At 35.7% G+C, this 22,835-nt stretch carries 25 protein-coding genes and 1 other annotated feature; of the genes, 11 read left to right on the top strand and 14 right to left on the bottom strand.

The window, feature by feature from the left end; all coding sequences use genetic code 11:
• Positions 1-64: 64 nt before the first annotated feature.
• The 3 genes from GJU32_RS13895 to GJU32_RS13905 all read right to left on the bottom strand — a co-directional run bounded on the left by GJU32_RS13895 (position 65) and on the right by GJU32_RS13905 (position 2,402).
• A complete protein-coding gene (locus tag GJU32_RS13895; protein ID WP_155592559.1) occupies positions 65-703 on the bottom strand; it encodes a 3-oxoacid CoA-transferase subunit B in 639 nt (212 codons plus the stop codon).
• Positions 703-1,410, bottom strand: a complete 708-nt coding sequence (locus GJU32_RS13900) for a CoA transferase subunit A (RefSeq protein WP_155592560.1) — start codon at positions 1,408-1,410, stop codon at positions 703-705. The genes GJU32_RS13895 and GJU32_RS13900 overlap by 1 nt, the downstream gene beginning before the upstream one ends.
• A gap of 107 nt (positions 1,411-1,517) precedes the next feature.
• On the bottom strand, positions 1,518-2,402 hold the full coding sequence (locus tag GJU32_RS13905; RefSeq protein ID WP_155592561.1) for a LysR family transcriptional regulator: 885 nt from the start codon (positions 2,400-2,402) through the stop codon (positions 1,518-1,520).
• A gap of 262 nt (positions 2,403-2,664) precedes the next feature.
• Between GJU32_RS13905 and GJU32_RS13910 the strand changes: the two genes are divergently transcribed.
• Positions 2,665-3,348 carry a hypothetical protein gene (locus GJU32_RS13910; protein ID WP_155592562.1) on the top strand — a complete coding sequence of 228 codons (684 nt, stop codon included), beginning with the start codon at positions 2,665-2,667 and terminating at the stop codon, positions 3,346-3,348.
• Here the strand turns inward: GJU32_RS13910 and GJU32_RS13915 are convergent.
• Positions 3,341-3,544, bottom strand: coding sequence for a helix-turn-helix domain-containing protein (locus GJU32_RS13915; protein WP_155592563.1), 204 nt, complete (start codon positions 3,542-3,544; stop codon positions 3,341-3,343). The two genes, GJU32_RS13910 and GJU32_RS13915, sit on opposite strands and share 8 nt — an antisense overlap.
• A 55-nt stretch (positions 3,545-3,599) precedes the next feature.
• Entirely contained in the window at positions 3,600-4,238 is a 639-nt protein-coding gene (locus tag GJU32_RS13920) for a LysE family translocator (RefSeq protein WP_155592564.1), read from the bottom strand.
• 254 nt (positions 4,239-4,492) lie between these two features.
• On the opposite strand from GJU32_RS13920, the gene GJU32_RS13925 reads away from it, so the two are divergent.
• Together GJU32_RS13925 and GJU32_RS13930 are read left to right on the top strand one after the other, a co-directional pair.
• A complete protein-coding gene (locus tag GJU32_RS13925; protein ID WP_155592565.1) occupies positions 4,493-4,915 on the top strand; it encodes an SRPBCC family protein in 423 nt (140 codons plus the stop codon).
• Positions 4,915-5,235: an ArsR/SmtB family transcription factor gene (locus GJU32_RS13930; protein WP_155592566.1), complete on the top strand. Its 321-nt coding sequence runs from the start codon at positions 4,915-4,917 to the stop codon at positions 5,233-5,235. Before GJU32_RS13925 ends, GJU32_RS13930 begins: the two co-directional genes overlap by 1 nt.
• A gap of 39 nt (positions 5,236-5,274) precedes the next feature.
• Here GJU32_RS13930 and GJU32_RS13935 read toward each other — a convergent pair whose 3' ends face one another.
• The 5 genes from GJU32_RS13935 to GJU32_RS13955 form a co-directional block, all read right to left on the bottom strand.
• Complete coding sequence (locus tag GJU32_RS13935; protein WP_155592567.1) at positions 5,275-6,054, bottom strand: YqhG family protein; 780 nt, start codon at positions 6,052-6,054, stop codon at positions 5,275-5,277.
• A 17-nt stretch (positions 6,055-6,071) separates the two neighbouring features.
• Complete coding sequence (locus GJU32_RS13940) at positions 6,072-7,586, bottom strand: DEAD/DEAH box helicase (RefSeq protein WP_155592568.1); 1,515 nt, start codon at positions 7,584-7,586, stop codon at positions 6,072-6,074.
• Between the two features lie 105 nt (positions 7,587-7,691).
• Positions 7,692-8,504 carry a helix-turn-helix domain-containing protein gene (locus tag GJU32_RS13945; RefSeq protein ID WP_196426702.1) on the bottom strand — a complete coding sequence of 271 codons (813 nt, stop codon included), beginning with the start codon at positions 8,502-8,504 and terminating at the stop codon, positions 7,692-7,694.
• An 80-nt stretch (positions 8,505-8,584) separates the two neighbouring features.
• A complete protein-coding gene (locus tag GJU32_RS13950) occupies positions 8,585-9,634 on the bottom strand; it encodes an NAD(P)/FAD-dependent oxidoreductase (protein WP_155592570.1) in 1,050 nt (349 codons plus the stop codon).
• Positions 9,635-9,912: 278 nt separating this feature from the next.
• Positions 9,913-10,914, bottom strand: coding sequence for an iron-siderophore ABC transporter substrate-binding protein (locus tag GJU32_RS13955; protein ID WP_196426703.1), 1,002 nt, complete (start codon positions 10,912-10,914; stop codon positions 9,913-9,915).
• A 238-nt stretch (positions 10,915-11,152) separates the two neighbouring features.
• Between GJU32_RS13955 and GJU32_RS13960 the strand changes: the two genes are divergently transcribed.
• The 4 genes from GJU32_RS13960 (at position 11,153) to GJU32_RS13975 (ending at position 14,401) form a co-directional block, all read left to right on the top strand.
• Positions 11,153-11,731, top strand: coding sequence for a dienelactone hydrolase family protein (locus tag GJU32_RS13960; protein ID WP_155592572.1), 579 nt, complete (start codon positions 11,153-11,155; stop codon positions 11,729-11,731).
• Between the two features lie 10 nt (positions 11,732-11,741).
• Positions 11,742-12,701 (top strand): LytTR family transcriptional regulator DNA-binding domain-containing protein, encoded by a 960-nt coding sequence (locus GJU32_RS13965; RefSeq protein ID WP_155592573.1) that lies wholly within the window; start codon positions 11,742-11,744, stop codon positions 12,699-12,701.
• A 147-nt stretch (positions 12,702-12,848) separates the two neighbouring features.
• Complete coding sequence (locus GJU32_RS13970; protein WP_155592574.1) at positions 12,849-13,697, top strand: ABC transporter ATP-binding protein; 849 nt, start codon at positions 12,849-12,851, stop codon at positions 13,695-13,697.
• Positions 13,694-14,401: an ABC transporter permease gene (locus tag GJU32_RS13975; RefSeq protein ID WP_155592575.1), complete on the top strand. Its 708-nt coding sequence runs from the start codon at positions 13,694-13,696 to the stop codon at positions 14,399-14,401. Before GJU32_RS13970 ends, GJU32_RS13975 begins: the two co-directional genes overlap by 4 nt.
• Here the strand turns inward: GJU32_RS13975 and ldmS are convergent.
• Together ldmS and GJU32_RS13985 are read right to left on the bottom strand one after the other, a co-directional pair.
• Positions 14,398-15,570 carry an L-aspartate--L-methionine ligase LdmS gene (ldmS, locus tag GJU32_RS13980; protein WP_155592576.1) on the bottom strand — a complete coding sequence of 391 codons (1,173 nt, stop codon included), beginning with the start codon at positions 15,568-15,570 and terminating at the stop codon, positions 14,398-14,400. The two genes, GJU32_RS13975 and ldmS, sit on opposite strands and share 4 nt — an antisense overlap.
• A 107-nt stretch (positions 15,571-15,677) precedes the next feature.
• Positions 15,678-16,268 (bottom strand): GNAT family N-acetyltransferase, encoded by a 591-nt coding sequence (locus GJU32_RS13985; protein WP_155592577.1) that lies wholly within the window; start codon positions 16,266-16,268, stop codon positions 15,678-15,680.
• Between the two features lie 97 nt (positions 16,269-16,365).
• On the opposite strand from GJU32_RS13985, the gene pdxR reads away from it, so the two are divergent.
• The gene (pdxR, locus tag GJU32_RS13990) at positions 16,366-17,727 is read left to right on the top strand and encodes a MocR-like pyridoxine biosynthesis transcription factor PdxR (RefSeq protein ID WP_155592578.1); all 1,362 of its coding nucleotides are present in this window, start codon (positions 16,366-16,368) and stop codon (positions 17,725-17,727) included.
• A 105-nt stretch (positions 17,728-17,832) separates the two neighbouring features.
• Complete coding sequence (locus GJU32_RS13995; protein WP_155592579.1) at positions 17,833-18,639, top strand: EcsC family protein; 807 nt, start codon at positions 17,833-17,835, stop codon at positions 18,637-18,639.
• A 52-nt stretch (positions 18,640-18,691) separates the two neighbouring features.
• On the opposite strand, the gene GJU32_RS14000 is transcribed toward GJU32_RS13995, so the two are convergent.
• Positions 18,692-19,660 carry a quinone oxidoreductase family protein gene (locus GJU32_RS14000; RefSeq protein WP_155592580.1) on the bottom strand — a complete coding sequence of 323 codons (969 nt, stop codon included), beginning with the start codon at positions 19,658-19,660 and terminating at the stop codon, positions 18,692-18,694.
• A gap of 88 nt (positions 19,661-19,748) precedes the next feature.
• Between GJU32_RS14000 and GJU32_RS14005 the strand changes: the two genes are divergently transcribed.
• Both GJU32_RS14005 and GJU32_RS14010 read left to right on the top strand, forming a co-directional pair.
• Positions 19,749-20,348 (top strand): hypothetical protein, encoded by a 600-nt coding sequence (locus tag GJU32_RS14005; RefSeq protein ID WP_230875048.1) that lies wholly within the window; start codon positions 19,749-19,751, stop codon positions 20,346-20,348.
• A gap of 52 nt (positions 20,349-20,400) precedes the next feature.
• Positions 20,401-20,665: a binding site (T-box leader), on the top strand.
• 66 nt (positions 20,666-20,731) lie between these two features.
• Positions 20,732-21,979: an MFS transporter gene (locus GJU32_RS14010; protein ID WP_155592581.1), complete on the top strand. Its 1,248-nt coding sequence runs from the start codon at positions 20,732-20,734 to the stop codon at positions 21,977-21,979.
• Positions 21,980-22,018: 39 nt separating this feature from the next.
• On the opposite strand, the gene GJU32_RS14015 is transcribed toward GJU32_RS14010, so the two are convergent.
• Positions 22,019-22,747, bottom strand: coding sequence for an IclR family transcriptional regulator (locus GJU32_RS14015; RefSeq protein WP_155592582.1), 729 nt, complete (start codon positions 22,745-22,747; stop codon positions 22,019-22,021).
• Positions 22,748-22,835 lie beyond the last annotated feature (88 nt).

Consider the following 22,835-nt stretch of genomic DNA (forward strand, 5'->3'; position numbering starts at 1 on the left):
TTGCTCCCTTTTTAGACTATTGTAGAGTGAGTCAATAGCGCAAGGAACAGTCCTAGGTCTGAAGTTATTTTGCTAAAGCTACGCTAAACGAAGCAGCTGTCTTCTCTTTTACTTCCTCTAAAGTAACGCCCTCTGCTAATTCTATAAGTTGCATTCCATCTTTCGTAAAATCAAATACAGCTAGGTCTGTAATTAATCGATGCACAACACCTTTACCTGTTAATGGAAGTTCGCATTCCTTTTTAATTTTAGATTCACCGTTTTTATTGACATGCTCCATGACAACGATGACCCTTTTTGCTCCAACGACAAGGTCCATCGCACCACCCATTCCCTTTACCATTTTCCCTGGAATCATCCAGTTAGCAAGATCTCCTGTTTCTGATACTTCCATACCACCTAAAATGGCAAGGTCAATGTGACCACCTCGAATCATGGCGAATGATTCGGCACTATCAAAGAAGGATGCCCCAGGAACTGCCGTGACCGTTTCTTTCCCCGCATTAATTAAATCAGGGTCTAAGTCTTCTTTTACTGGATAGGGACCAATGCCAAGAAGGCCGTTTTCGGACTGTAACATCACGTCATAATCGGATGGGATTGCATTGGCAACAAGTGTTGGGATACCTATACCTAAATTGACATTCATACCGTTTGTTATTTCTTTTACTGCTCTGTTGACAATTTTTTGCCTTGTATCCATTACGCTTCCCCCTTTTTCACCGTTAAACGCTCGATACGTTTCTCGTAATTTTCACCTACTAACACACGCTGTACAAAAACCCCTGGTGTATGAATATGGTCTGGGTCAAGTTCTCCCACTTCCACAATCTGTTCTACCTCGGCAATAGTAATTTTCCCTGCCATAGCAGCTAATGGATTAAAGTTGCGTGATGTTTTTCTATATACTAAATTACCGAGTTTATCAGCCTTCCATGCTTTTACAAGTGCAAAATCAGCGACAATTCCTTCTTCCAAAATATACTCTTTACCAGCAAAAACCTTAACTTCTTTTCCATCAGCAATTGGCGTTCCAACCCCAGTAGCTGTATAAAATCCAGGAATTCCTGCACCACCTGCACGAAGACGTTCTGCAAGTGTTCCCTGAGGCGTTAATTCTACTTCTAGCTCACCACTTAAAAATTGTTGTTCAAAAATTTTATTTTCCCCTACATAAGAAGCAACCATTTTTTTTATTTGCTGGTTAGCTAACAGTAAACCTAACCCCCAGTCATCTACACCGCAATTATTACTGACAACCGTTAAATCTTTTGTCCCCTGTTGTACTAACGCTGCAATTGATTTTTCTGGTATACCACATAGCCCAAAGCCCCCTACAGCTAATGTGTCTCCATCCTTAATATCCGCGATAGCTTCTTCAAAAGAACTCCACACTTTCCCATTCCCCATATTGAAACCTCCTAAATTTGCTCGTTTATTAAGAAAAATTCTACATCATCGCTATTTTACAAGTAAAGGAATTAATTCGAATACTATTTATTCTTAATTGGAATAAATTAATTTTCTTCATTCCTACGAATTGTTTTGAGTAATTGTTTTAATGCATAAGATTGATATGTATTTTTCTTCGTAATAATCCCTAAACGCCATGGCATATCAAAATTATGTAATGGAATTGTTTTCACATTGGAATTTGTTTGCTTGGCAGCAATTGAGTGCGGTAACAATGTAACTCCTAAATTGGAGGATACTAATTCGACAATCAAATCCCATTGTGAACTTTTATAACCAACGATTGGTGTAAAACCAATGCTTTCACATGATTTAATGATATAGTCATGCAGCGTGAATTCCTCTGCAAAGAGAATAAACGTTTCATTTCTTAAATCTTGCAAAGCTATACAGTCTTGCTGTGCAAACGGGTGCGATTCATTCATAAATACAAAAAACTGATCCTCTACAAATGATTGAACCGTAAACTTCCTTTCATCTGCTGGTAATACAACGATACCCATATCAACTTCACCATTTTCAACTAGCGTTTCAACCATTTTTGCACCCCGTTCGACAAGCTCCAAATGCACTTCTGGATATTGTTGGTGAAAGTTCCTAGCGATTTCAGGGAAAAATAAAGTGCCAATTAAAGGTGGAATCCCTAACTTGATAGAGCCTGTTTTAATATTCAATAAATCATCTAGTAAAATATGTAATTCTTGTACAGCGTGCATTATTTTTTGTCCTTGCTGAAAGACAACACTGCCTGCATCTGTTACCTCTACATTGCGAGTAGATCTATTCAAAAGTTCAACGTGCAATGTTTCTTCTAATTTTTTTATGCTTTTGCTTAATGATGGTTGTGAAACAAAGGTTTCATTTGCAGCCTTCGTAAAACTTCCATGTTCAACAACAGCCATAAATGCTTTTAAATCTCGTAATTCCATAACTATCTTCCTCATTTATTCGTATTTGTTATGAAAAGATTTTTAGAATTCCTGTTTAGTAATACATTCTCTATCATTTCTTTTTATCCTTTTCTATTAGCTGATTCGTCTTAGAAATTCTTCATATCAAGAGAACTTCAGAGCTTTTTACCTCCGTCAAAATATACAAGTTTTCGACATATGGTGAGTTTTTTGAGAGTTGTATGTCCTACAATTTATTAAGAATATTGTCTTAATTTATCAAAAATTGGAGATGGAGCAGATGTTGAAACAATTGCTTGAAAATCGAATCGTTAATAGGCATTATTTAGGTTTTACATTTCAACAACACGTTTATGAACTAAAAAACTGTGAAGACGTTTTAGGGATAAAAGCGAAATCACTACATATCGAGAATCGTCATATTGCTGCTGGCTATATGACGGATGAAAGTATTTTTTTTCGAAGCTTACATTTTGGAAAAACTATTGTCACTTTAACAGGTGATAATCATCAAGCAATTGTTCAACTATTTGTACAACACTCTGGTGAAATTTGTATTGAAGTAAAACCAAACATTAAAGATGCTAATATCGTGCCTGTTTATTTTCGGACAATTTTAGCTGATACAGCTATCGCGATTGACCTTAAAGGGGCTTTAAAAAATTATTTAGTGACTCAGTATTATATGGGGGAAATAGATACCATTATGGAGGTCCATTACCAATCCATGCATCCTAATGTGCTAAAAAATTCTTACGCTGGCCATTTTGTTTTAGGGAACCATCCTGATGGTAGACGAATTACTGAAGCAGAGGAATATATTTTAGCCAGCCGTGTGGCTAACTTAAAGTTTTCAAAAATTATTATTCAACAACAAGGCGTTACAAAAACCATTATCATCAATACGCTATTAACGTTCGCTATGACCAATAAAATATTTGTCACAAGTGAACTTTCTATTTGAATTGAAAAGAATATTCTTCATGCTTTGTTTTCCGTTGTAAACCCTCTTCCCCAAAAGCTTTATAAACCCTAACCCAACGTTTGATTGGAGTTGGAGATGGAATACCATATCTTTGCGCTAATAATAGGTATCCTAGATTCCCTTTTAAATACGCTTGAACAATCTTTAATTTAAAACCTTGGCTATATTTCGCCATATAAAAACACCCCCAAAGTTAGATTATTACACTAACATTGGGGGGGTAGCACCATTTAATGGGCTTTTTCTAATGCTAATTTTATACCAAAGCCAATTAACACAGCTCCAGTTACTCCTTCGATAATGGCTTTTGTAGTTGGCTTTTTCATAAATGCACTGATTCGATCTAAAAGGTACACGTAGAACACAAACCATAACATTGTTAAGGCTGTGTAAATTAGACCCATTATTAAAAACGGAAAAAACGTTCCACTCGTACCGTCTACAAATTGGGGAAGAAATGTTAGAAAAAACACAGCAACCTTTGGATTTGTTACATTTGTTAGAAACCCTTGCTTGAAGCAAGACTGCTGAGCATAATGGTGATCTATATTTTCCTCGTCTTGTACAACAGGAGGTTGTGTGCGTATTGTTCGAAGCGTCCATAAGGTTTTGATGCCTAAGTAACATAAATAAACCGCACCAATATATTTTAATACGGAAAATATATAAGCTGATTTAACAATAATAGCGGAAAGTCCAATAACTGCTGCACATGTATGAATCAATAAACCGCAGCATGAACCTATTATCGTCTGTAAACCTCCCTTTTTGCTTACAGTTAGTGTGTTCTTTGTTGCAATGGCTGTATCGGGACCAGGTAAAATAATGAGTAAAATGCACATAACTAAAAACACAGAAATGTTGACCATATTACTCCCTCTCTTTCTGTCAGAAAATTATAAAAATAATTGTAACATAAGCAGTGACCTACAGATAGATACAAATTACTTTATTTAATTCGTTGACATACAACCATAAGGTGTTATATATTCATAACACCTTATGGTTGTATTTTATCTAGCGTGATAAAAATCTGGTTGCATTGTTTACCCGCCCGAAAAGCGAAGCGCCAGCGGCAATTACACCGATACGTAATTAATTAATAAAAAAGGAGTAACTAAATATGACTGAAAAATTACAGGATATTGTTAAAACAATTACACTAAATGCCCCTATCGAAAAAGTATGGGAAACTGTTGCAACCGCTGAAAAGATTGCCTCTTGGTTTATGCCAAATGACTTTCAACCCATTGAAGGCCACGAGTTCACTATTCAATCACCGTTTGGTCCATCTCCATGTAAAGTAGAAAGTGTAGATGCACCACATTTTCTAAGATTCGCCTGGGATCATGACGGCTGGTTCGTTACTTTTGAGCTAAAAGAAGTAGGAGAGCAAACAGAATTTACATTAACACATGGTGGCTGGAAGGGAGCTTCGCACCTTATTCCTAAAGCGAACACTACTGCTAAAGCTGTACGTACAAAAATGGATGGCGGCTGGACAATGATTATTAATCAAAAATTGAAAGAGACTGTTGAATCCTAATGACGCAATCAGCAGTGAAATATGATGTTTTTCAAGCAATTGCTGATCCTACAAGAAGAAATGTCTTACAGCTCCTCGCAGCAAGCGATAGACCTATTTCCAATATTTCTGAGCATTTTGATATTAGTAGAACGGCTGTCGTGAAGCATTTAAAAATATTAGAGCAAGCAGAGCTAATTTCTGCTCAAAAAAAAGGCCGAGAGAAAATTTATACTTTGCATAGTGATCGTTTAAAAGAAATTGAAGATTGGCTCCAATATTTCCATTTATTTTGGGACAACAAATTGGCCCAGTTGCAAAGCATGGTTGAAGATGTTTAAAAGTAAAAGGAGCTGTCTTTATGTTAGACAGCTCCTCATTTAAAAGAGATAAAATAATCCACCGTTCATAATTTCTATTTTAATTTTGGATTCATATTGCTCCGCTAATGCTTTTTTTTCTATTTCATAGCATTCTGGTTTATCTTCTACTTCTTCATAAAAATAATCTAAGACTCGTTGATCTCGTTGCCATCTTTTTTGTGCTTCTGTTGCCCATGAATGATCATCTCGCTCAATGATTGTGTCAACCGTATCATTTAATCTTTCCAGTGCTCGGATTGGCTTTATAATATATTGCACATGAAATACATTATCTGCGGGCTCTGTGTCAAATTCCGATGAACAAATCGTTTCATGGAAATCCTCCTTAATAACACCCGTCAATAAATTGATACCTAATGAATAAAGCGTTTCTTTTGTGCGATCACAGCAATAGGAAACTTTAAAATTAACACCTAACCAAGGCGTTAGTATGACCTGTCCCATATCACTATCAACCTTTTCAAACAATTGTACATAGGCACCTAACTCTCTAGTCGCTAGAAAAAGCTGATTTAAACGCGGTGAACCATAATGAATAACTTCGCCAAATACGTTACTAGCTATTGCCGTTTGATTGGTAATGAAGGTTACTTGAGCTGGGTTTGGCTCACTATTAGTCGCTTCTACATACTGCCAATAAAATGGCCTATTCATAATCCTTTTATCAATATCTATCGTTAATTGAACTGTTAAATAATGATTTTCTTCTCCTAAAATCGCACAGTCATTTTCAATGAAAAATTCTTTTAAATAGTGATGGACTTGTTGCGGATACATGGTTTCTCCTCCTTACCTCATACTGATTCTTTAAAGTTTGTTAAAATGGCATCTAAATCACCAACAACTTTCTCGAACACATCAATTTTTGTATGAAGTAATTCCAAGATTTTTTCTTCAATGGTATTTTCAATAGCAAGATTATATATATGAACATCATGCTCCTGTCCCAAACGATGGACACGACCAATTCGTTGCTCTAGCTTCATTGGATTCCATGGTAAATCGTAATTGATTACATGATGACAAAATTGAAGGTTAATCCCCTCTCCTCCTGCCTCTGTCGCAATGAGTACCTGTGCCTTTTCTTTAAAGAGATGCTTCATATAATCTCGTTTATTTTTATTAAACTTACCATTAAACAGCACACTCGTTATGCCATTAGAATGTAAGTACCATTGCAAATAGATTTGAGTAGCTCGATATTCCGTAAATATAATAACCTTGTCCTGTGCTTCTTTTACAATTTCGAGTGTCTTTATTGCCTTTGAATTCACGTCTAAAGCCATTAATTTTGTTAAAAGCGCTTCAATTTCTTGTGACTGCACATGATCTTCTAGCATATTAGTTAGTGTAAGTGCTGTGGCTTCCTTGCTACTACACATTTCCTTTTGCAATGTAATTAACGAAAATGAGCCTGTATTTTCAAGGGCTCCAAGCATATCATAGACTTCTCTCTCGGCCTGCGTAAATGTAATCGGCACAATTTGAACACAACGATTTGTCCATTCAATCCCTGTATCTTCTCTTCGATTTCTCACCATTACCTGATTGACCAATTCTTTTAAATAATCATCATGTTCTAAATGATGCTTACTAGCTGAAAAGGCCGATTGGAAGGTATCATAGTTGCCTAGATGGCCTGGCTTTAATAATGAAATTAAATAATACAATTCGAAAACATCATTTTGAATAGGTGTGGCAGTTAGTAATAAGCAGAATTTTTTCTTTAAACCTTGTACGAACTCATAAATTTGAGTTTTATTATTTTTTAATTTATGTGCCTCATCAATAATAATCATGTCGTAATCCTGCTCATAAATACGCTCTCTATGTGGGCTCTTTTTAGCAGTATCCATACTCATAATCAGTACATCATAGCGCTCTATTGGACAATTTTTTTTATAAGCGATGGCAGGTATATGAAATTTTAAATTTAACTCTTCTATCCATTGATTAATTAGAGAAGCAGGTGCCAAAATCAATGCCCTTTTGACAAGACCTCGAATAAGGTATTCCTTTAAAATTAAACCCGCTTCAATCGTTTTACCAAGACCTACTTCATCGGCTAAAATAGCTTTTCCATTCATGCGTTCAATGACTGTTTCTGCTGCTTCTAGCTGGTGCGCTAGTGGCTTTAAATTGGGCAAATACTTTGTAGCTTGTAATCCTGTGAACTCAGGGATTAATTTCATTTTCACAATATCATAGTTCATCTTATATAATGTCCAACTTTGCCATTTTTCAAGATGAGTTAATCGATTGATAAAGCCTTCTCCCCACTCGGACGACCTTTCTATTTTCATGATCATCACCTCATGTCATTATTTCTATCTTAGGTTGTCCAAAAAAAGAAAAGCTATGTTCTTTCTATATGAAAAACACCCAATGAAAGTTATTTTTCCATTAGGTGTTTGTTATTTCATATGTTTTCGAAATTCGCTAGGCGATAAACTGGTTACTTTTTTGAATACACGACTAAAATAAAAATAATCTGTGTAGCCCACACTTTCTGCTATTTCTTTCACAGATAAATGAGAGGTGCTTAATAACATCTTAGATTTTTGAACACGTAAATCAGTAAGATAAACATTAGGGCTAACACCCATTCTTTTTTCAAATAGATAGGTTAGTTTCCTTCGTTCCATATTAAAATGATTGGCGATATCTATAACAGTCATATTCTTTGTAAAGTTTTCTTGTATATACTCCATAATTAACGCTATATTTTCTTTTTTATATTGATAGTCCATCATTTTAATCAATAAAATAATTTCTTCTAAAATATTCAAAAAGAGAGCTTTAGATTGAAGAAATGATAAATGACTGCGCATAAGATAATTTTGTATTAACTGCTGTAACATATTCATTAATTTAATCTGCTCTCCTACCTGTAAAGCAAAATGGTGGTTATATAGGGGGAACTTTGAATTTTCTCCGTCAGATAGCTGAAAATGAATGACAGCATACTCGAATTTAGTATCGCTCGTAATTGTTCGTTGTATCGGCAAATTTGGACCAACATGGATAACGTGTCCTTTTTCTAATCGATAATTTGTACCTGCGATTACCACATCAGCTACCCCGTTAATTGGAAATAATAGACCTGCTGCATTCGTCATCGTCGTATAATTCATCACGACCGTTTCGGAAGAAATCTTCTCTGTAATGACATCAATAAATGTTAAAGGCGCAGTTGTATAAAATTCAATAATTTCTTGTGTATCCATTCTGAATGCCTCCCTTCTCTTAAGCATGATAAGAAAAAAAGAAAGGAACACCAACAGTACATTAGTGCTCCTAAGATTGATTATTTTAAACTTTCCTGTAACAGCTTGCGATTACGTTGTTTGAAAATATCATTATGTGAAGAAACGATCCCACCCTCTGAAGCATCAGGTTGAATATATTTCTTCGCACTATTTACTGCGTGAAGTGCATCGTGGAAGGCTGCTGCAATTAGATGGATTTTACCATCATGATGTAAAATATCACCTGCAGCATAAAGACCTGGGATGGATGATTCACTATTAATTGTGCCAGCAATAAAATAATCATTTTTGCGATCAATTGCTAACGGACTATTATCTAATAACTCTTTATCACGTACATACCCATGACTGATGACCACTTCATCTATAGGAATTTCCGTTACAGTGCCTGTTTCATGATTTGTTAAATCAATCGCTTTAATCATTCCTGCTTGATCGTCTGCAATCAACTTTGTAATTTCAGAATTGAAATGGCATTCAATCGAACTATTTGTAAGCTCTGTAATTTGAGCCTCATGTGCAGACAATGTATCCTTTCGGTAGGTTAGATAGACCTTGGAGGCTATCTCCATTAACTCTAATGCCCAGTCTACTGCTGTGTTACCACCACCGGAAATAATAACTGCCTTATCTTTAAATTTTTCATAGGATTTAATTGTGTAATTTAAATTAGACACTTCAAAGCGTTCAGCACCCTCAATTTCAATTTTTTGAGGATTCAGGATACCACCGCCGATAGCGACAATAACCGTTTTGGAATAATGAATATTTCCTGACTCAGCTGTAATCACAAAAATACCATCTTCATTTTTGGCAATTGACAGCACTTTTTCATTTGTATAAACAGAAGGGTTAAACGTTAAGGCTTGCTCAACTAATTGCTTAATTAGTTGTCCCCCTGAAATAGGCGTTACACCTCCAACATCCCAAATCATTTTTTCTGGGTAAACATGAACTTTCCCACCTAGTTGAGGCTGTGATTCAATTAGCTTTGTTTTCATCTCACGTAACCCACAGTAAAAACTAGAATATAAACCTGCTGGCCCACCACCAATGATTGTTACATCATATAATTCTTGTTCTAACAATACTTAACACACCTTTCATTTTGTCATTACCTATTCCAACAATTGGACTGCAACTTCACTACAACCCTACTGTGTACTTTTATTCATATAATACTGCTTTACATTTCCTCCTTAATTCCATTATACGATAATGATAATCATTATCAAATAAAATTGTCATATAACATTAATTAAATACAGATACTGTCACTATTTAGTAATAAAATTTATATTCGTTTCCTTCATGTAATAGGAAAAAATAGTATGCTTTAGACATACTATTACATTTTAAACATGCTCTATTTATCTTTTAAAATATCTACAACTACATCTATCCCATACATGGTTGCGATCGGTGCATCCTGTGCAAATAAAGAGCGGTCGACAATATAGATATTTCCATTTTTCACTGCATTGATGTTTTTCCATACCGCACTTTCTTCATAGGATTTTAAAAATTCATCTTCACTTATGGTAATGCCGCTTTTATCCAGAAAAATAAATAGGTGCTCTGGATTTAAGACTGACATCCCCTCCATGCTTACTTCCTTCGTTATATCTTCAGGATAATTTTCAGGAACTTTAATACCTAAACCATTTTCAGAATTGGTTGGCGCAATATTCTTGCCATAAATCCAAAATCCCTCTTTCGTATTTACGGATGTAAAGACCACTGTTTCTCCTTTGGCTGTAAAATTCTTTAAAGCCTCACGACTGTCTGTGATTTTTTTGCTGACCTCTTCTAGTAACGCCTTTCCTTGTTCCTCTTTTCCTAACACCTTTGAAATTTCTGTTACAGCTAACTCTTGATCAGTAGACATCGCTCTTTGATTTAAATAAACAACAGGTGCTATTGCTGACAATTGGTCATATAGCTGATCATGAACACCCGATGCAGCCAAAATTAAATCCGGTTTTAGTTCTACGATTTTTTCGAGACTTGGACTTTTAACATCTCCAATGTCAGCAAATTTTTGTTCCTTCGTAAAAGATTGATAGGCTTCCCACAAATTGAACATCGTATCAGCATTCGCTATTCCGACTGGCTTCGTATCTAATGCTAGTAAAACATCTGGATACAATACATGCATTAGCGAAATAACACGCTGTGGCTCTTTTTCAATAACTACTTCTTTCCCTATAGCATCCGTATATGTCAGAGGATAACTGGACGGTTCTTCCTTCATCTCACCTTCTTCTTTTTGGGGTTGATTCACAACCTTCTCTTCAGCATTATTACAAGCAACTAGCAATACTGCTAGTAAAGCAAAGAGTAGCATCAATATCACAGATTTTTTCATCATATATCCTCCTTTAATCTCATTACAGTGAGAATTATTATCAAACAGATAATAGCAAATCCGTTTTTTTGAGTACATATAATGCTTGAATAATGAATTTGTGTTTTTTTGTGCATGAATGTAAAAATGTCCATGTTTGAACTTTTTGAAGGTTGTGATCACCGTTCATTTTAAAAGCTAAATATACGTTATACTTACTTTTTGATACACTATTGGAAAAAAGATATTAGAGGTCACAATGAAAAGAAAAATTTTCATATTACATGAAATTTATGGAGTTAATCATTTTATAAAAGAACAGGTACAAGCATACTGTGATGAAGACACTTCCGTTTCCTTTATCTCGCTCTATCCAGAGGGACTTTCCTTTTCTTATGAGAAAGAAAAACAAGCTTATGATTATTTTTTACAGACAGTTGGCTTTGACACCCCTCTTGAGTTGCTTTCACAAAATCTATTGAAGGCGTCTGAGAATTACGATGAGGTGGTATTAATTGGTTATAGTGTAGGAGCAACTTTAGCCTGGAGATTGGCAACACTCCCTCTACATCGAATAATATGTGTATATGGTTCACGTATACGTCAATACCTCGATGTTATACCCTCTTGTCCTACTTTAGTCGTTCTACCTAGCTATGAAAGTAGCTTTGATGTTCACACATTAAAGAAGGCACTTGTTAACATAGAAAATGTTCACACTAAACAATATCAAGGATTACATGGTTTTATGGATGCTTATAACTCAAACTATTGCCAAAGAAGCTACTTGCAGGCACACGGTGACATCAAGAGCTTTTTGCAAGCTGAAAAACTTTAGGAGGAACAAAATGAAACAAAATATTGATATTCTGGTTGATCCATATATCGAGGTAGGGAACGTTATTTATCCAAATTTTCACCTTTCCTTACAGCCCGGCACCATTATTGGTATCTACACAGATGTTTCAAAAATACATACATTAATGCACTGGTTTATGAAACGAGAAGATACTTTTACATATTTCCGTGAGAATGCTTTATATGAGCGCCTCACTGTTCGTGAGAATATCCAGTTTTTTTTAAAACTGTTTAATCGTAATACGGACGAAACAGAGAATTTATTAAAGCTATTTAGCCTTACTAATCAAAAGAACAGTAAAATTAGTAAACTGTCTAATAGTGAAAAACAGCGATTAAAGTTATTGAATACGTATCTACATCAAGCACCTATTCAAATCTTAGAAGAACCCTTTCAAAATATAGATGAATTTTCTAAACAAAATGTCCAACAGTTATTGAACAATCTTATAAAACAGCAAAAAATTATCATTTTATTATCAAATAATCTAGAAGATTTAATGATTACAAGTACAACTATACATAGGCTAGACGGAGCAGGTTTACATGCATTGGATGTGAAAGAGGATGAAATAAACGAACAACCTCCTCAGCCACTTGAAAATACACCCATCCGACTTGATAAAATTCCTACAAAGAAAAATGACAAGATTATTTTATTTAATCCACCTGAAATTGATTATATTGAAAGTGTTGAGGGGGGCGTTTCTGTTTATGTAGCAGGTGAAGCATATCCGTGTTCTTTATCGCTTAATGAGCTAGAGCAAAAATTGACACCATTCGGCTTTTTTAGAAGCCACCGCTCCTATATTGTGAATCTACAAAAAGTGCGGGAAATCATTACATGGACGCGTAATAGCTATAGTCTAGCGCTCAACAGCACTGAAAAGACTGTAGTCCCACTGTCGAAAAATAAACTAGCTGATTTAAAGGAAATACTCGGAATTTAGTAGATTTCCCAGGAAATAAACGACTCCTGTCACCTCTAATATGGTTCCACTGAAGGTCATTTTTCTGCCCTTCACCCTATTTTTGCTGTAAACCCTTTGCTTGTTGTTTATAGTGTAGACATCAACAACAAAACGGGAGGTTTACACATGAACACTGTGATTGATGTGCAACACTTAAAAAAAACATTTAATAAAGAAACTGCATTACAAGATGTTTCCTTTACGATTCAGAAAGGTGAAATATTTGGCTTTCTTGGTCCAAGTGGTTCTGGCAAGACAACTACTATTAAAATATTAACCGCACAAACAGATAAAACTGCTGGCAGCGTTCTATTATTTGGGCAACCAGCTAGTGAAATGAAACAAAGTCAAAATCGTAAACGTTTTGGTATTTTAACAGATAATAGCGGTTTGTATACTAGACTATCAATTGAGGAGAATTTATTACTTTATAGTAATTTATATCAGCTACCTGACTCTTCTGTAAAAGAAGCTCTAGATTTTGTGAACCTATATGCAGATCGAAAAAAGAAAATCAGTCAGCTTTCAAAGGGAATGATTCAACGTGTTACACTTGCTCGCGCTATTATGCATAAACCCGAATTATTATTTTTAGATGAGCCTACTTCTGCACTTGATCCTGTCAATACGCAGCATATTTATAATGGTTTACGAAAATTAAATAACATGGGTACAACCATTTTTTTAACAACACATGATATGGGTGAGGCAGAAATACTTTGTGACCGTGTGGCTTTCCTACATAAGGGAAAAATTCGGGCAATTGGTGCTCCTAATGACTTAAAGCAGGAATTTGGCACCGACTCCATTACAGTTGAACTCAAAAATGGTACACAAGAAATTATCCAAAATGGTTCTCAGGATGCAGAGAAGTTGTATCAATGGATGCAAGCCAACGAAGTGACAAGAATCAATACAAACGAGCCGACTTTAGGTGATATTTTTATGCAAATAACAGGGAGTGATTTAGTATGAATATTTCAATGACACGTATTCAAGCTATATTGGTGAAAGACTATAAGGAATTCTCACGTAACTATGCCGTATCAATAATGGTACTTATGCCACTTATTTTAGCATTCTTATATAATCAATCAGGTACATCTTCTATAAATGCTTATTTCCTACCAATCAATATTACCTTCTCGATGGTAACAACCTATATACAATGCTGTTTAATAGCAGAGGAAAAAGAGAAAAACACATTGCGTAGTCTCATGCTTTCCCCTGCTTCACTTGGCGATATTTTAATTGGTAAAAGCTTATTTGTTCTGATCGTCACTATTGTCGTTCTTGCAATGTCTATTTTTCTTGTCGGATATACGCCTGCCAATCTATTCGTTTTATCGATTGCATTAATCCTTTCTGCAGTCTTCTATATTGCACTTGGGACATTATGTGGATTATTTGCTAAATCCATTATGGAAGGATCAATTATCGTTTTACCAGTTGTCTTTATTTTCTCGTTTGGACCACTTGCCCTAACTTTAGCAACTGCTTATCCCATCCTAAAAATAGCTGAGTGGCTGCCTAGCACACAATTATTACTTTTAGCGGATGCGTTAGAAGGTAAGTATTCCATCACAGATGTGATTATTCCTCTCATTACCATTATTATCTGGTCTCTTCTTTCTTGGTTTTTCACAGCAATTATCTATAAGAAAAGAATGGTCGATTAATGACCATTCTTTTCTTCATCTAATAATTCCTGCTCAAGCATTTCAATCTCATCTAATGTATCTGCATACCATATACCAACAAATCTAGAAGGAACGGGCTCTTCAAAATAATCTCCATCATAAAAAGATAAAGGAAACAAAACTCCTTGCTCAATAAATTGTTTAATTGTTTGAAAGAAATAGTCATTCTTTTGCGGATTTTGTGCTGCATAAGAAGCAAATTTATTGATAGGCTTGCCTAAAGCATCATGAAACATCAGCATCGAGGTAGAACCATTCTGACGAAAATTTAAGTCTATCGCTTGAACATCACTTGCCTCTGTGACAATTAAATCAAAGCCTGCCACACCAACAAAGCCTTCCTCTACTCCACGTTTCATAATATGCTTTCCTGCTTCAATTACTTTTTCAGGCACTTTATCTACAATGATGTTTCCTTGATATATGCCATTGTCATCCGTTATTTGCTGGGAAGCTCCTAAGTATTGAATGCCTAGCTCCTCTGAATAAACAAATTGACAGCTATAATTGTCCTTTGTCTTTAGTAGCTCTTCAATTATTATACTTTCAGTCCCAGTCATTCGAAATTGCCGTAATCCTTCTGTTAGATCCTCTTTATTATGGCATATGGTGACGCCATACCCTCCTGATGTTGGAGAATCATCTCCAGGTTTTAGCACAACAGGTGGCTGCCAATTTTTTATGGCATCCGAGAGTTTATGGGTCTCAACATTTAAACGACTTGGCACAAATTTGCTATCGATTAAATGATCAATATATGCTTTTGTATTCAGCTCATTAAATTTTTCCGCATCCATCCAGTAGCATTGACGATCCATGTGCTCCAAGTCATGTATATACTGACAAACAATCGCCTTACCTTCCTCACACCAAGATTGAATTTGTGCCAAATACTCCTCCTGTGTGTCGTAGCTATAAGGTTGTTGGACCCACGGTAACCCCGCTAATTGATGAAGCGCTTGGGCTTTTTCGGTTTGTGTGGCTCGGTGTACTAAAACAGGGATATCAGCAATAGCTACTTCTCTAGAAGTTATAGCATCTAGCTTATGTGGATCGTCCATCATCCACGGATTATCACTGTAAGGTGTTCTTGGTGTATAGACAGCATTTTCACCGTAAATTTGTCTTAATGTGAATTTTGGTTTCAAGTAGATTACCCTCTTTCAAGTTTTAGGTACTCTACCCCTCCCATTGTTTTTTGACACTTTTTATAAGAAAAAATAGTTTTTTAGATTATTAAAATACCATATTATTCCTAATTCCCAGCAAATCGAACTAATAGCTCTTCTATATGTTTCTTTACCTGTGGCCAATCTTCTTTTGTAATACTATACATGACTGTATGCCGAGTTGTTCCATCCTTGCGAATCATATGATTGCGCAGTATACCTTCTTTTGTTGCACCTATACGCTCAATAGCCTTTTGAGAACGGACATTTTCATGATCGGTTTTTATTTGAACTCTTTGTAAATGAAGTTGCTCAAAACAATATTGTAATAATAAATATTTACAATTGGTATTGATAGCTGTGCGCCAGTATGAGGGTGTCAACCATGTATTACCTATTTCTAGGCGCTGGTGTTTATCATCAATATCCATAAATCGAGTAGATCCTATAATATCGCCTGATTTTTTATCCACAATAACAAAAGGAAATTCTGTTTTTCCGCTTCTTGTTATTAGTGCGTTTTCCACAAAGTTATTCACATCCTCCCTTTTTTCTAAAGCTGTGGACATGTGAGACCAAATTTCTGGATAACTCCCTGCCTCTAATATCCCTTGTATATCATACGGCTCTAAAGGTTTTAGTTTTACTACTTCGTTTTCTAATGCGATAAATTCCACAACACTTCACTCCTTTTTTAGTTATTTAACGATAAAATTGATATGATAGATATAACCAATTACTAAAAAATCAGCCATACCAGAGGAGGTTTTTATTGTGGAGCTTGCCATTTCATTTACGGGCGATTCACCAAAATATATACAAATCTACGAAGAAATAAAGCAGTCTATATTATCGAAAAGGTTACTCGCTCATGAGCAATTACCTTCTAAACGGGCTCTTTCTCAAACACTGGATGTAAGTGTACATACCATAAAGGAAGCCTACGAACAATTACTTGCAGAAGGCTATATTTATAGCAAGGAGCGATCAGGTTATTATATCGCTCCCTTTGAATTAGATTGGTTACAACAAGTACAGCAACATGATTCTCCCCCGAGTATAATCACTCCAAACGACATACAATATGATTTTAATAATGGGCATGTGGATAACAAGGCTTTTCCTTACGCCGTTTGGCACAAGCTTATAAAAAAGCATTTTAATATGAATAACTTATCAACAAGCCCATGGGAAGGAGAGGCAATTTTACGAACAGAGATTGCTCGCTATGTAGAACGTTCCCGTGGGGTTGTTTGTGATGCTTCGCAAGTGTTTGTTTATAGTGGAACCCAAAGCCAGCTTCAAGCCCTCTGTCACTTCTTTGGTTCAACGACTCGTGTTGGTTTAGAGGAACCAGGCTTTAAACGAGTACGTGCGATTTTACAACAATGTGGATTGTCTACAGTAGCAATACCTGTGGATAAATCGGGTATTACACTTCCTCAAAAAACAATTCACATGTTATACACAACACCAGCACATCAATTTCCCTTGGGCATGATTATGACAATGGAGAGAAGAGCTGCATTATTACAATGGGCTCAATCGAACGAGGCACTTATTATAGAAGATGATTATGATGCTGAATTTCGTTATAAGGGGCTTCCAATCCCCTCTTTAGCAAAAATGGATCAGCTTCATCATGTCCTCTATTTCGGAACATTCTCGAAAACGTTGCTTCCATCTTTACGCATTAGTTATATGATACTGCCAAAATCTCTAGTGCAAGCATTTATAAACTTTCATCATGAGCAAAAGTCCGTTGTCTCCAAAGTGGATCAGCTTGTTTTAGCAGATTTTTTAGCCCAAGGATTATTTGATAAGCATTTAGCAAAAATGCGGACGATTTATCGAAAAAAACAACAAACTTTACTAACAGCCATCTCTACGCATTTTTCAAACGAATTTCAAGTAATCGGTGAAAAATCTGGGCTACATATTGTCATGAAGTTACCCCAACATCTCTCTGAAGAAAGAGCGATCGAGCTTGCACAAGAGGTAGGAATTCTAGTCTACCCATGCTCTTCCTCTTATCAAAATGGAATGAAAGAAGCAATGGTCCTTATGGGCTACGGTGGACTGACTTTTCAACAAATTAATGATGGCATTGCACTTCTTGCTTCTGTTTGGCAATAACGATGATTTCATTAACTTGTCGAAATCCTCTTTTAATAATGCGAAACCTTATCATTTTTTTTTCGTATGTAAAGGTATATGGACACATAAGGGGATTAGAAGATAATGGAGAATCGTGAGCTATTAGAACAGCATTTACAAGAGATTCAAGTGTGGGAAAAAGACCAAAAGGATTTATGGTTTTGGGAGAAATTAGGAAGAATACCATTCAAGCTATTAGATAAAATGACACCTGCCTTTATTCAAAATAAAATTGCTTTACTAGTGGATGAATTAGGGAATTATATTCAGTCGGGCGGAAAATATTTAATCAATGAACAAGCCATGATGCAAAAAATTCGCAACCATTCTTCTACACAGCATATTTTGACTATATCTGATATTGGACAAATTCCTTTAGAGGACATGATTACCCTCAGTGATAAATTACAAAATGAGCGTGTGAAATTCGCTACCGTTCAAGGAGCTTCTACTGGATTTGGTGGAATCTTTACTTTGGCTATTGATATTCCTGTTATTTTAGGGACAGCGCTAAAAACATTGCAAGAAATAGCGATTATTCATGGTTATGACCCTAATGATAAAATGGAGCGTATTTTTATTGTCAAGTGCCTACAGTTTACTTCTGCTGATATTGTTGGTAAAGAAGCAATTTTACAGGAGCTTGCTACTATGAATAGCACTCAAAAGGCTTCTGATAATATGATTTCACAACTTCAAGGATGGCAGGAAGTATTTTACACGTATCGAGATCAGCTAGGCTGGAAAAAGTTGTTTCAAATGATTCCAATTGCCGGCATGGTCTTTGGTGCCTTTGCCAATAAAGGGATGATTCAAGATGTTGCTGAGACAGGCATTATGCTCTACCGAAAAAGACGTATTTATGAAAAATTAAATGAATTAGAAAGTTGATAAAAAAAGATGACACTCTTTCCTACTTGAGCGTCATCTTTTTCCTAACTTTTTATATTTTAATGAGAATTTTTCCCTGATGCTGACGACTTTCCATCAATTCATGTGCCTTTTGCATTTCCTCTAAGGCAAAAACTTTAGCAATTGGCACTTGGAAACTATCCTCTTTTAATAAAGTAAAAATATCCTGCGCAACTTGTTGTAGTATTTCTGGTTTCGAAGCTCTAGTCATGCCTAAGCTAAATCCTTTTATATTACGACAGCTACTATGTAAATCAGATGTTTTTATATTTCCTGCTCTGCCACCACTATTGCCGAATTGTACAAGTGTGCCATAAAGTGCTAAACAAGTTAAACTTTCTTCTGTTACAGCCCCTGCAATGGAATCAAACACAAGATCAACACCACTACCATCTGTAAGTTGATTGACATGTGTACTGAATTGATCGTAAGTAAGAACGTGATCCGCACCAAGTTGATAAACAATAGCGGCCTTCTCCAAATTACTCACCGTACAAATAATCTGTTTAGCCCCTAGCTTTTTTGCCATTTGAATGAGCATTGTCCCAACGCCACCAGAAGCAGCATGAATCAAAACCGAATCCTGTTGACGAATAGGTGCTATCTGATGTGTTAAGATATACGATAAAAATGACACAGTTGGTACAGCTGCCACCTTCTCAAGAGGTACATCACTTGGAACTTTATAAACAAGTTGCTCCTTCGCTACAACCAATTCTGCATAAGCTCCATTTTTCGGAAATGCGATGACTTGATCGCCCTTTTGAAAATTACTGTTATCATCGAAAACCTCTTCTATAACACCTGCAACATCTAAACCAAGAATCATCGGGAAATTGGCTTTAGCCTTATTGCCTGTACGGTTTTTTATATCCGCATAGTTCACACTCGTATACGTTGTGCGTATTAGGACTTCGTCTTTAGAGATACTAGGCTTTGGACATTCTATATATCTTAAAACATCAGATGCACCAAACTCATTCATAACAATCGCTTTCATGTCTGTCTCCCTCCTTGTTATAGTAAAATTATATACTAAATATAGAAGTGATGGAGGAATCTTCATAAAAATCAAACCACAGCAATGTATGTACAACGGTGTATCCTACGACTTTTTTGACAGTAAAAGTGATAAGATATGCTTTATGTTTTCTGGTACCGGCTATAATTATGAAAAACTTATACTTTATTATGCTAGGTCTCTTATGCTAGAGCTTGGCTTTGCTGTCATCCAAATTAATTATACATTTGAGCAACACCAATTCGAACAGGAACCACAAGCTATATCGAAAATGGTTTATAGCGTCGTCGATCCTCTTGTAGCGCATATCATACAATCAAAATCCTACTCAAAAGTCATCTACCTGGGAAAATCATTAGGAACCTTGCCTATTATCGACTTTTATATGCAGAAGGCTTCCGCTTTCTCTACTTGTTATGTACTCTTCACACCATTGCTGTCCCTGGAGCATACAATGACAAATCTACTAGACAAACAAGCATTTTTGGCAATCGGTACAGCAGACCCCCATTATTCACAGGAAAAAGTAGCACAGCTAACTACATTGGATCTTGTCGTTTATGAAAACCTCGATCATTCACTTGAAGTCGCTTCTAATGTTGCTTTATCCATTCAATTTTGCCAGTCCCTTATGACACAATTAAAAGTCTTTCTACAAAATAATTAGTAATATTTTTATAGTACTCTTTACCAAAATTAGATACATATGCTACACTATCAAAAATACATTGAAGAGAAGAGTAAATAAGGCTGTTCTTCCCAGAGAGCTCGAGTCGCTGAAAACGAGCAAGAACGAATTATTGAAACAAGCCTCGGAGTAGCGCATAGGATTTCTATTTGAATGATGGTGCGACGGGAACTCCCGTTAAAGAGTTACAGTATAAGCATAGGCACTTATGCCGTACTGAAAAGGCTATTATGGCGACATAATAGTGAACTAGGGTGGCACCACGTGAGTATAAATTCCGCAATCTCGTCCCTAAGACTAATGGTCTTGGGGGTGGGATTTTTTATTTTGCAAATCATGACTTTGCTTAGGGAGGAATTTATATGAAGAAATCTTTAGAGGCCTGGCGCTATCCTGCCATCCTATTATGTAGTATTGGTGTTTCCAGCATCGGAGGATGGATCTATTTTATCGCCTTAAATCTTATTGTATTAAATCTTACAGAATCAGCTCTTGCTGTCTCTGGCTTATACATTGTTAGAGCGATCTCATCCTTGTTCACTAATTTTTGGTCAGGGAGCCTAATCGATCGCTTTAATAAAAAAAATCTAATGATACTTTTAAATTTTTTTCAATCTATACTAATTGTGATACTTCCCTTCTTTTCTAGCTTAGTGTGGATTTATGCCTTAGTCTTTATCATTACAGCTGCTAGTTCTATGTATCATCCAACCTCTATGACCTATATCACTAAATTGATACCTATAGCACACCGGAAGCGTTTTAACTCACTACGCAGCTTGCTGGACTCTGGCGCTTTTCTAACTGGGCCAGCCATTGCCGGTTTTCTATTTACACTCGGTACGCCAAATATGGCTATATACTTAAATGCTATTGCTTTATTTTTATCGGCCTGTATAACGACAAAAATGCCGAATGTTGAAGCACATGAACAATTAGCTTTTTTTAGTGATACAGAAAAATCTTCACTTAATAAAGTGTTGCTCCATGATTGGAAGATGGTCATACAGTTTAGCTTAAAAAATTCCTATATTACGATGATTTATTTGTTATTTAGTGGCATTATCGTCTTAATGACAGCAACTGACTCTTTAGAGGCTGCTTTTGCAACTCAAGTGCTTGCTTTATCTGAGGGGGAATATGGGATTTTAGTCAGCATTGCAGGTGTAGGTGTATTAGTGGGCTCTATAACTAATTCCACTATCGTTGAAAAGGTGTCTACTGCATGGCTGATTGGTATGGGGTCTCTTCTAACAGCATTAGGTTATTTGGTGTTTACTTCTTCCTATACATTTCCTATAGCTGCTTTAGGTTGCTTTCTATTATCATTTGCAACTGCTTTTGCGAATACAGGATTCTACACATTTTATCAAAATAATATCCCAGCCGAAAGCATGGGAAGAATAGGAAGTATTTATGGTTTCTTTGAAGCTCTATTCATCATACTATTGACAGCTTTTTATGGCGTTGCTGCAGAGATAATTACAATCCGTTTTGTTGTCATGAGTGCTTCCCTTGTTATGTTAATTGTAGCCATCATTTTATTCCTATTAGCTATACGACCTTCTAAGTCACTCTTCTATGAAAACATTTCCGAATTTCGTGACTAAAGAAAAAATAGGTCTTTTCCTTAAGTGGGAAAGACCTATCTACATATGCCCCAATTCTTGTGAAAGAAGGTATGCTGTTTTGGTTACCTCTTTTGCAATACTCTCTAATTTTTCAACATCTGTTTCATACTCAAAGCATTCTACACTGATTGCTGCAATTGGTTTACCATCCAAATCAAAAACAGGCGCGGCAACAGAAACAGTTCCCTTTGTTTTTTCTCCGTAGCTAATAGCGTATCCTTTATCTTTAATGAGGAGAAGTTGTTCCATTAACTCACTTTTCTCAAGAACATTCATATTCTCAAAAAAAGTAGCTTGTACTTCTCTATTTGAAAAAGTCAGTAGCACTTTATTGGCTGCCCCAACGGGATATGGAATTTTTTCACCAATCATATCAATGATACGGACATTTTTTGGGCTATCTACTCGATCAATAATAATTGAGGAAAACTGTTTTGGTATATTTAGATATGTAGTTTCACGAACCTTGTTTGCAAGCTCCTCTAATAATGGATGAGCTTTTTCACGAATATTCGTATGATGGTACATTTTCATTCCGAGTTGTAACCATGTATACCCTAAACGAAATTCCTTTTTCTCCTCATTTCTTTCTACTAAATCGAAAGTTTCTAATGTATACAATAAACGATAAATTGTACTGCTAGGTAAATCTGTTTCATTGTAGATATCTTGAACAGAAAAGAATTTCTTAGGTTGTTTAGCTAGTACATCAATAATCATCATTGCTCTTTCAATGGATTGAATCATCACTACTCCCCCCTATTATTCATTTTAACGAATTTTTACTCATTTAAATAGACATATAAGCCAATAATTTAATAAAAAAACACAGAAT

Source organism: Lysinibacillus cavernae (assembly GCF_009724685.1).
Lineage (GTDB): Bacteria > Bacillota > Bacilli > Bacillales_A > Planococcaceae > Lysinibacillus > Lysinibacillus cavernae.

What these genes read in the sequence shown, in the direction of transcription:
- GJU32_RS14000 (WP_155592580.1), bottom strand. Translation starts at nt 19,660, where the DNA reads ATGAAAGCGATTGTTATGAATGAGTTTGGTGCATCTGATGTTTTAAGA.
- GJU32_RS14005 (WP_230875048.1), top strand. Translation starts at nt 19,749, where the DNA reads ATGTACAACGGTGTATCCTACGACTTTTTTGACAGTAAAAGTGATAAG.
- GJU32_RS13940 (WP_155592568.1), bottom strand. Translation starts at nt 7,586, where the DNA reads ATGATCATGAAAATAGAAAGGTCGTCCGAGTGGGGAGAAGGCTTTATC.
- GJU32_RS14010 (WP_155592581.1), top strand. Translation starts at nt 20,732, where the DNA reads ATGAAGAAATCTTTAGAGGCCTGGCGCTATCCTGCCATCCTATTATGT.
- GJU32_RS13965 (WP_155592573.1), top strand. Translation starts at nt 11,742, where the DNA reads ATGAAACAAAATATTGATATTCTGGTTGATCCATATATCGAGGTAGGG.
- GJU32_RS13910 (WP_155592562.1), top strand. Translation starts at nt 2,665, where the DNA reads ATGTTGAAACAATTGCTTGAAAATCGAATCGTTAATAGGCATTATTTA.
- GJU32_RS13900 (WP_155592560.1), bottom strand. Translation starts at nt 1,410, where the DNA reads ATGGGGAATGGGAAAGTGTGGAGTTCTTTTGAAGAAGCTATCGCGGAT.
- GJU32_RS13895 (WP_155592559.1), bottom strand. Translation starts at nt 703, where the DNA reads ATGGATACAAGGCAAAAAATTGTCAACAGAGCAGTAAAAGAAATAACA.
- GJU32_RS13975 (WP_155592575.1), top strand. Translation starts at nt 13,694, where the DNA reads ATGAATATTTCAATGACACGTATTCAAGCTATATTGGTGAAAGACTAT.
- GJU32_RS13960 (WP_155592572.1), top strand. Translation starts at nt 11,153, where the DNA reads ATGAAAAGAAAAATTTTCATATTACATGAAATTTATGGAGTTAATCAT.
- GJU32_RS14015 (WP_155592582.1), bottom strand. Translation starts at nt 22,747, where the DNA reads ATGATTCAATCCATTGAAAGAGCAATGATGATTATTGATGTACTAGCT.
- GJU32_RS13930 (WP_155592566.1), top strand. Translation starts at nt 4,915, where the DNA reads ATGACGCAATCAGCAGTGAAATATGATGTTTTTCAAGCAATTGCTGAT.
- GJU32_RS13905 (WP_155592561.1), bottom strand. Translation starts at nt 2,402, where the DNA reads ATGGAATTACGAGATTTAAAAGCATTTATGGCTGTTGTTGAACATGGA.
- GJU32_RS13915 (WP_155592563.1), bottom strand. Translation starts at nt 3,544, where the DNA reads ATGGCGAAATATAGCCAAGGTTTTAAATTAAAGATTGTTCAAGCGTAT.
- GJU32_RS13995 (WP_155592579.1), top strand. Translation starts at nt 17,833, where the DNA reads ATGGAGAATCGTGAGCTATTAGAACAGCATTTACAAGAGATTCAAGTG.
- GJU32_RS13920 (WP_155592564.1), bottom strand. Translation starts at nt 4,238, where the DNA reads ATGGTCAACATTTCTGTGTTTTTAGTTATGTGCATTTTACTCATTATT.
- GJU32_RS13925 (WP_155592565.1), top strand. Translation starts at nt 4,493, where the DNA reads ATGACTGAAAAATTACAGGATATTGTTAAAACAATTACACTAAATGCC.
- GJU32_RS13935 (WP_155592567.1), bottom strand. Translation starts at nt 6,054, where the DNA reads ATGTATCCGCAACAAGTCCATCACTATTTAAAAGAATTTTTCATTGAA.
- GJU32_RS13970 (WP_155592574.1), top strand. Translation starts at nt 12,849, where the DNA reads ATGAACACTGTGATTGATGTGCAACACTTAAAAAAAACATTTAATAAA.
- GJU32_RS13945 (WP_196426702.1), bottom strand. Translation starts at nt 8,504, where the DNA reads ATGGATACACAAGAAATTATTGAATTTTATACAACTGCGCCTTTAACA.
- GJU32_RS13955 (WP_196426703.1), bottom strand. Translation starts at nt 10,914, where the DNA reads ATGAAAAAATCTGTGATATTGATGCTACTCTTTGCTTTACTAGCAGTA.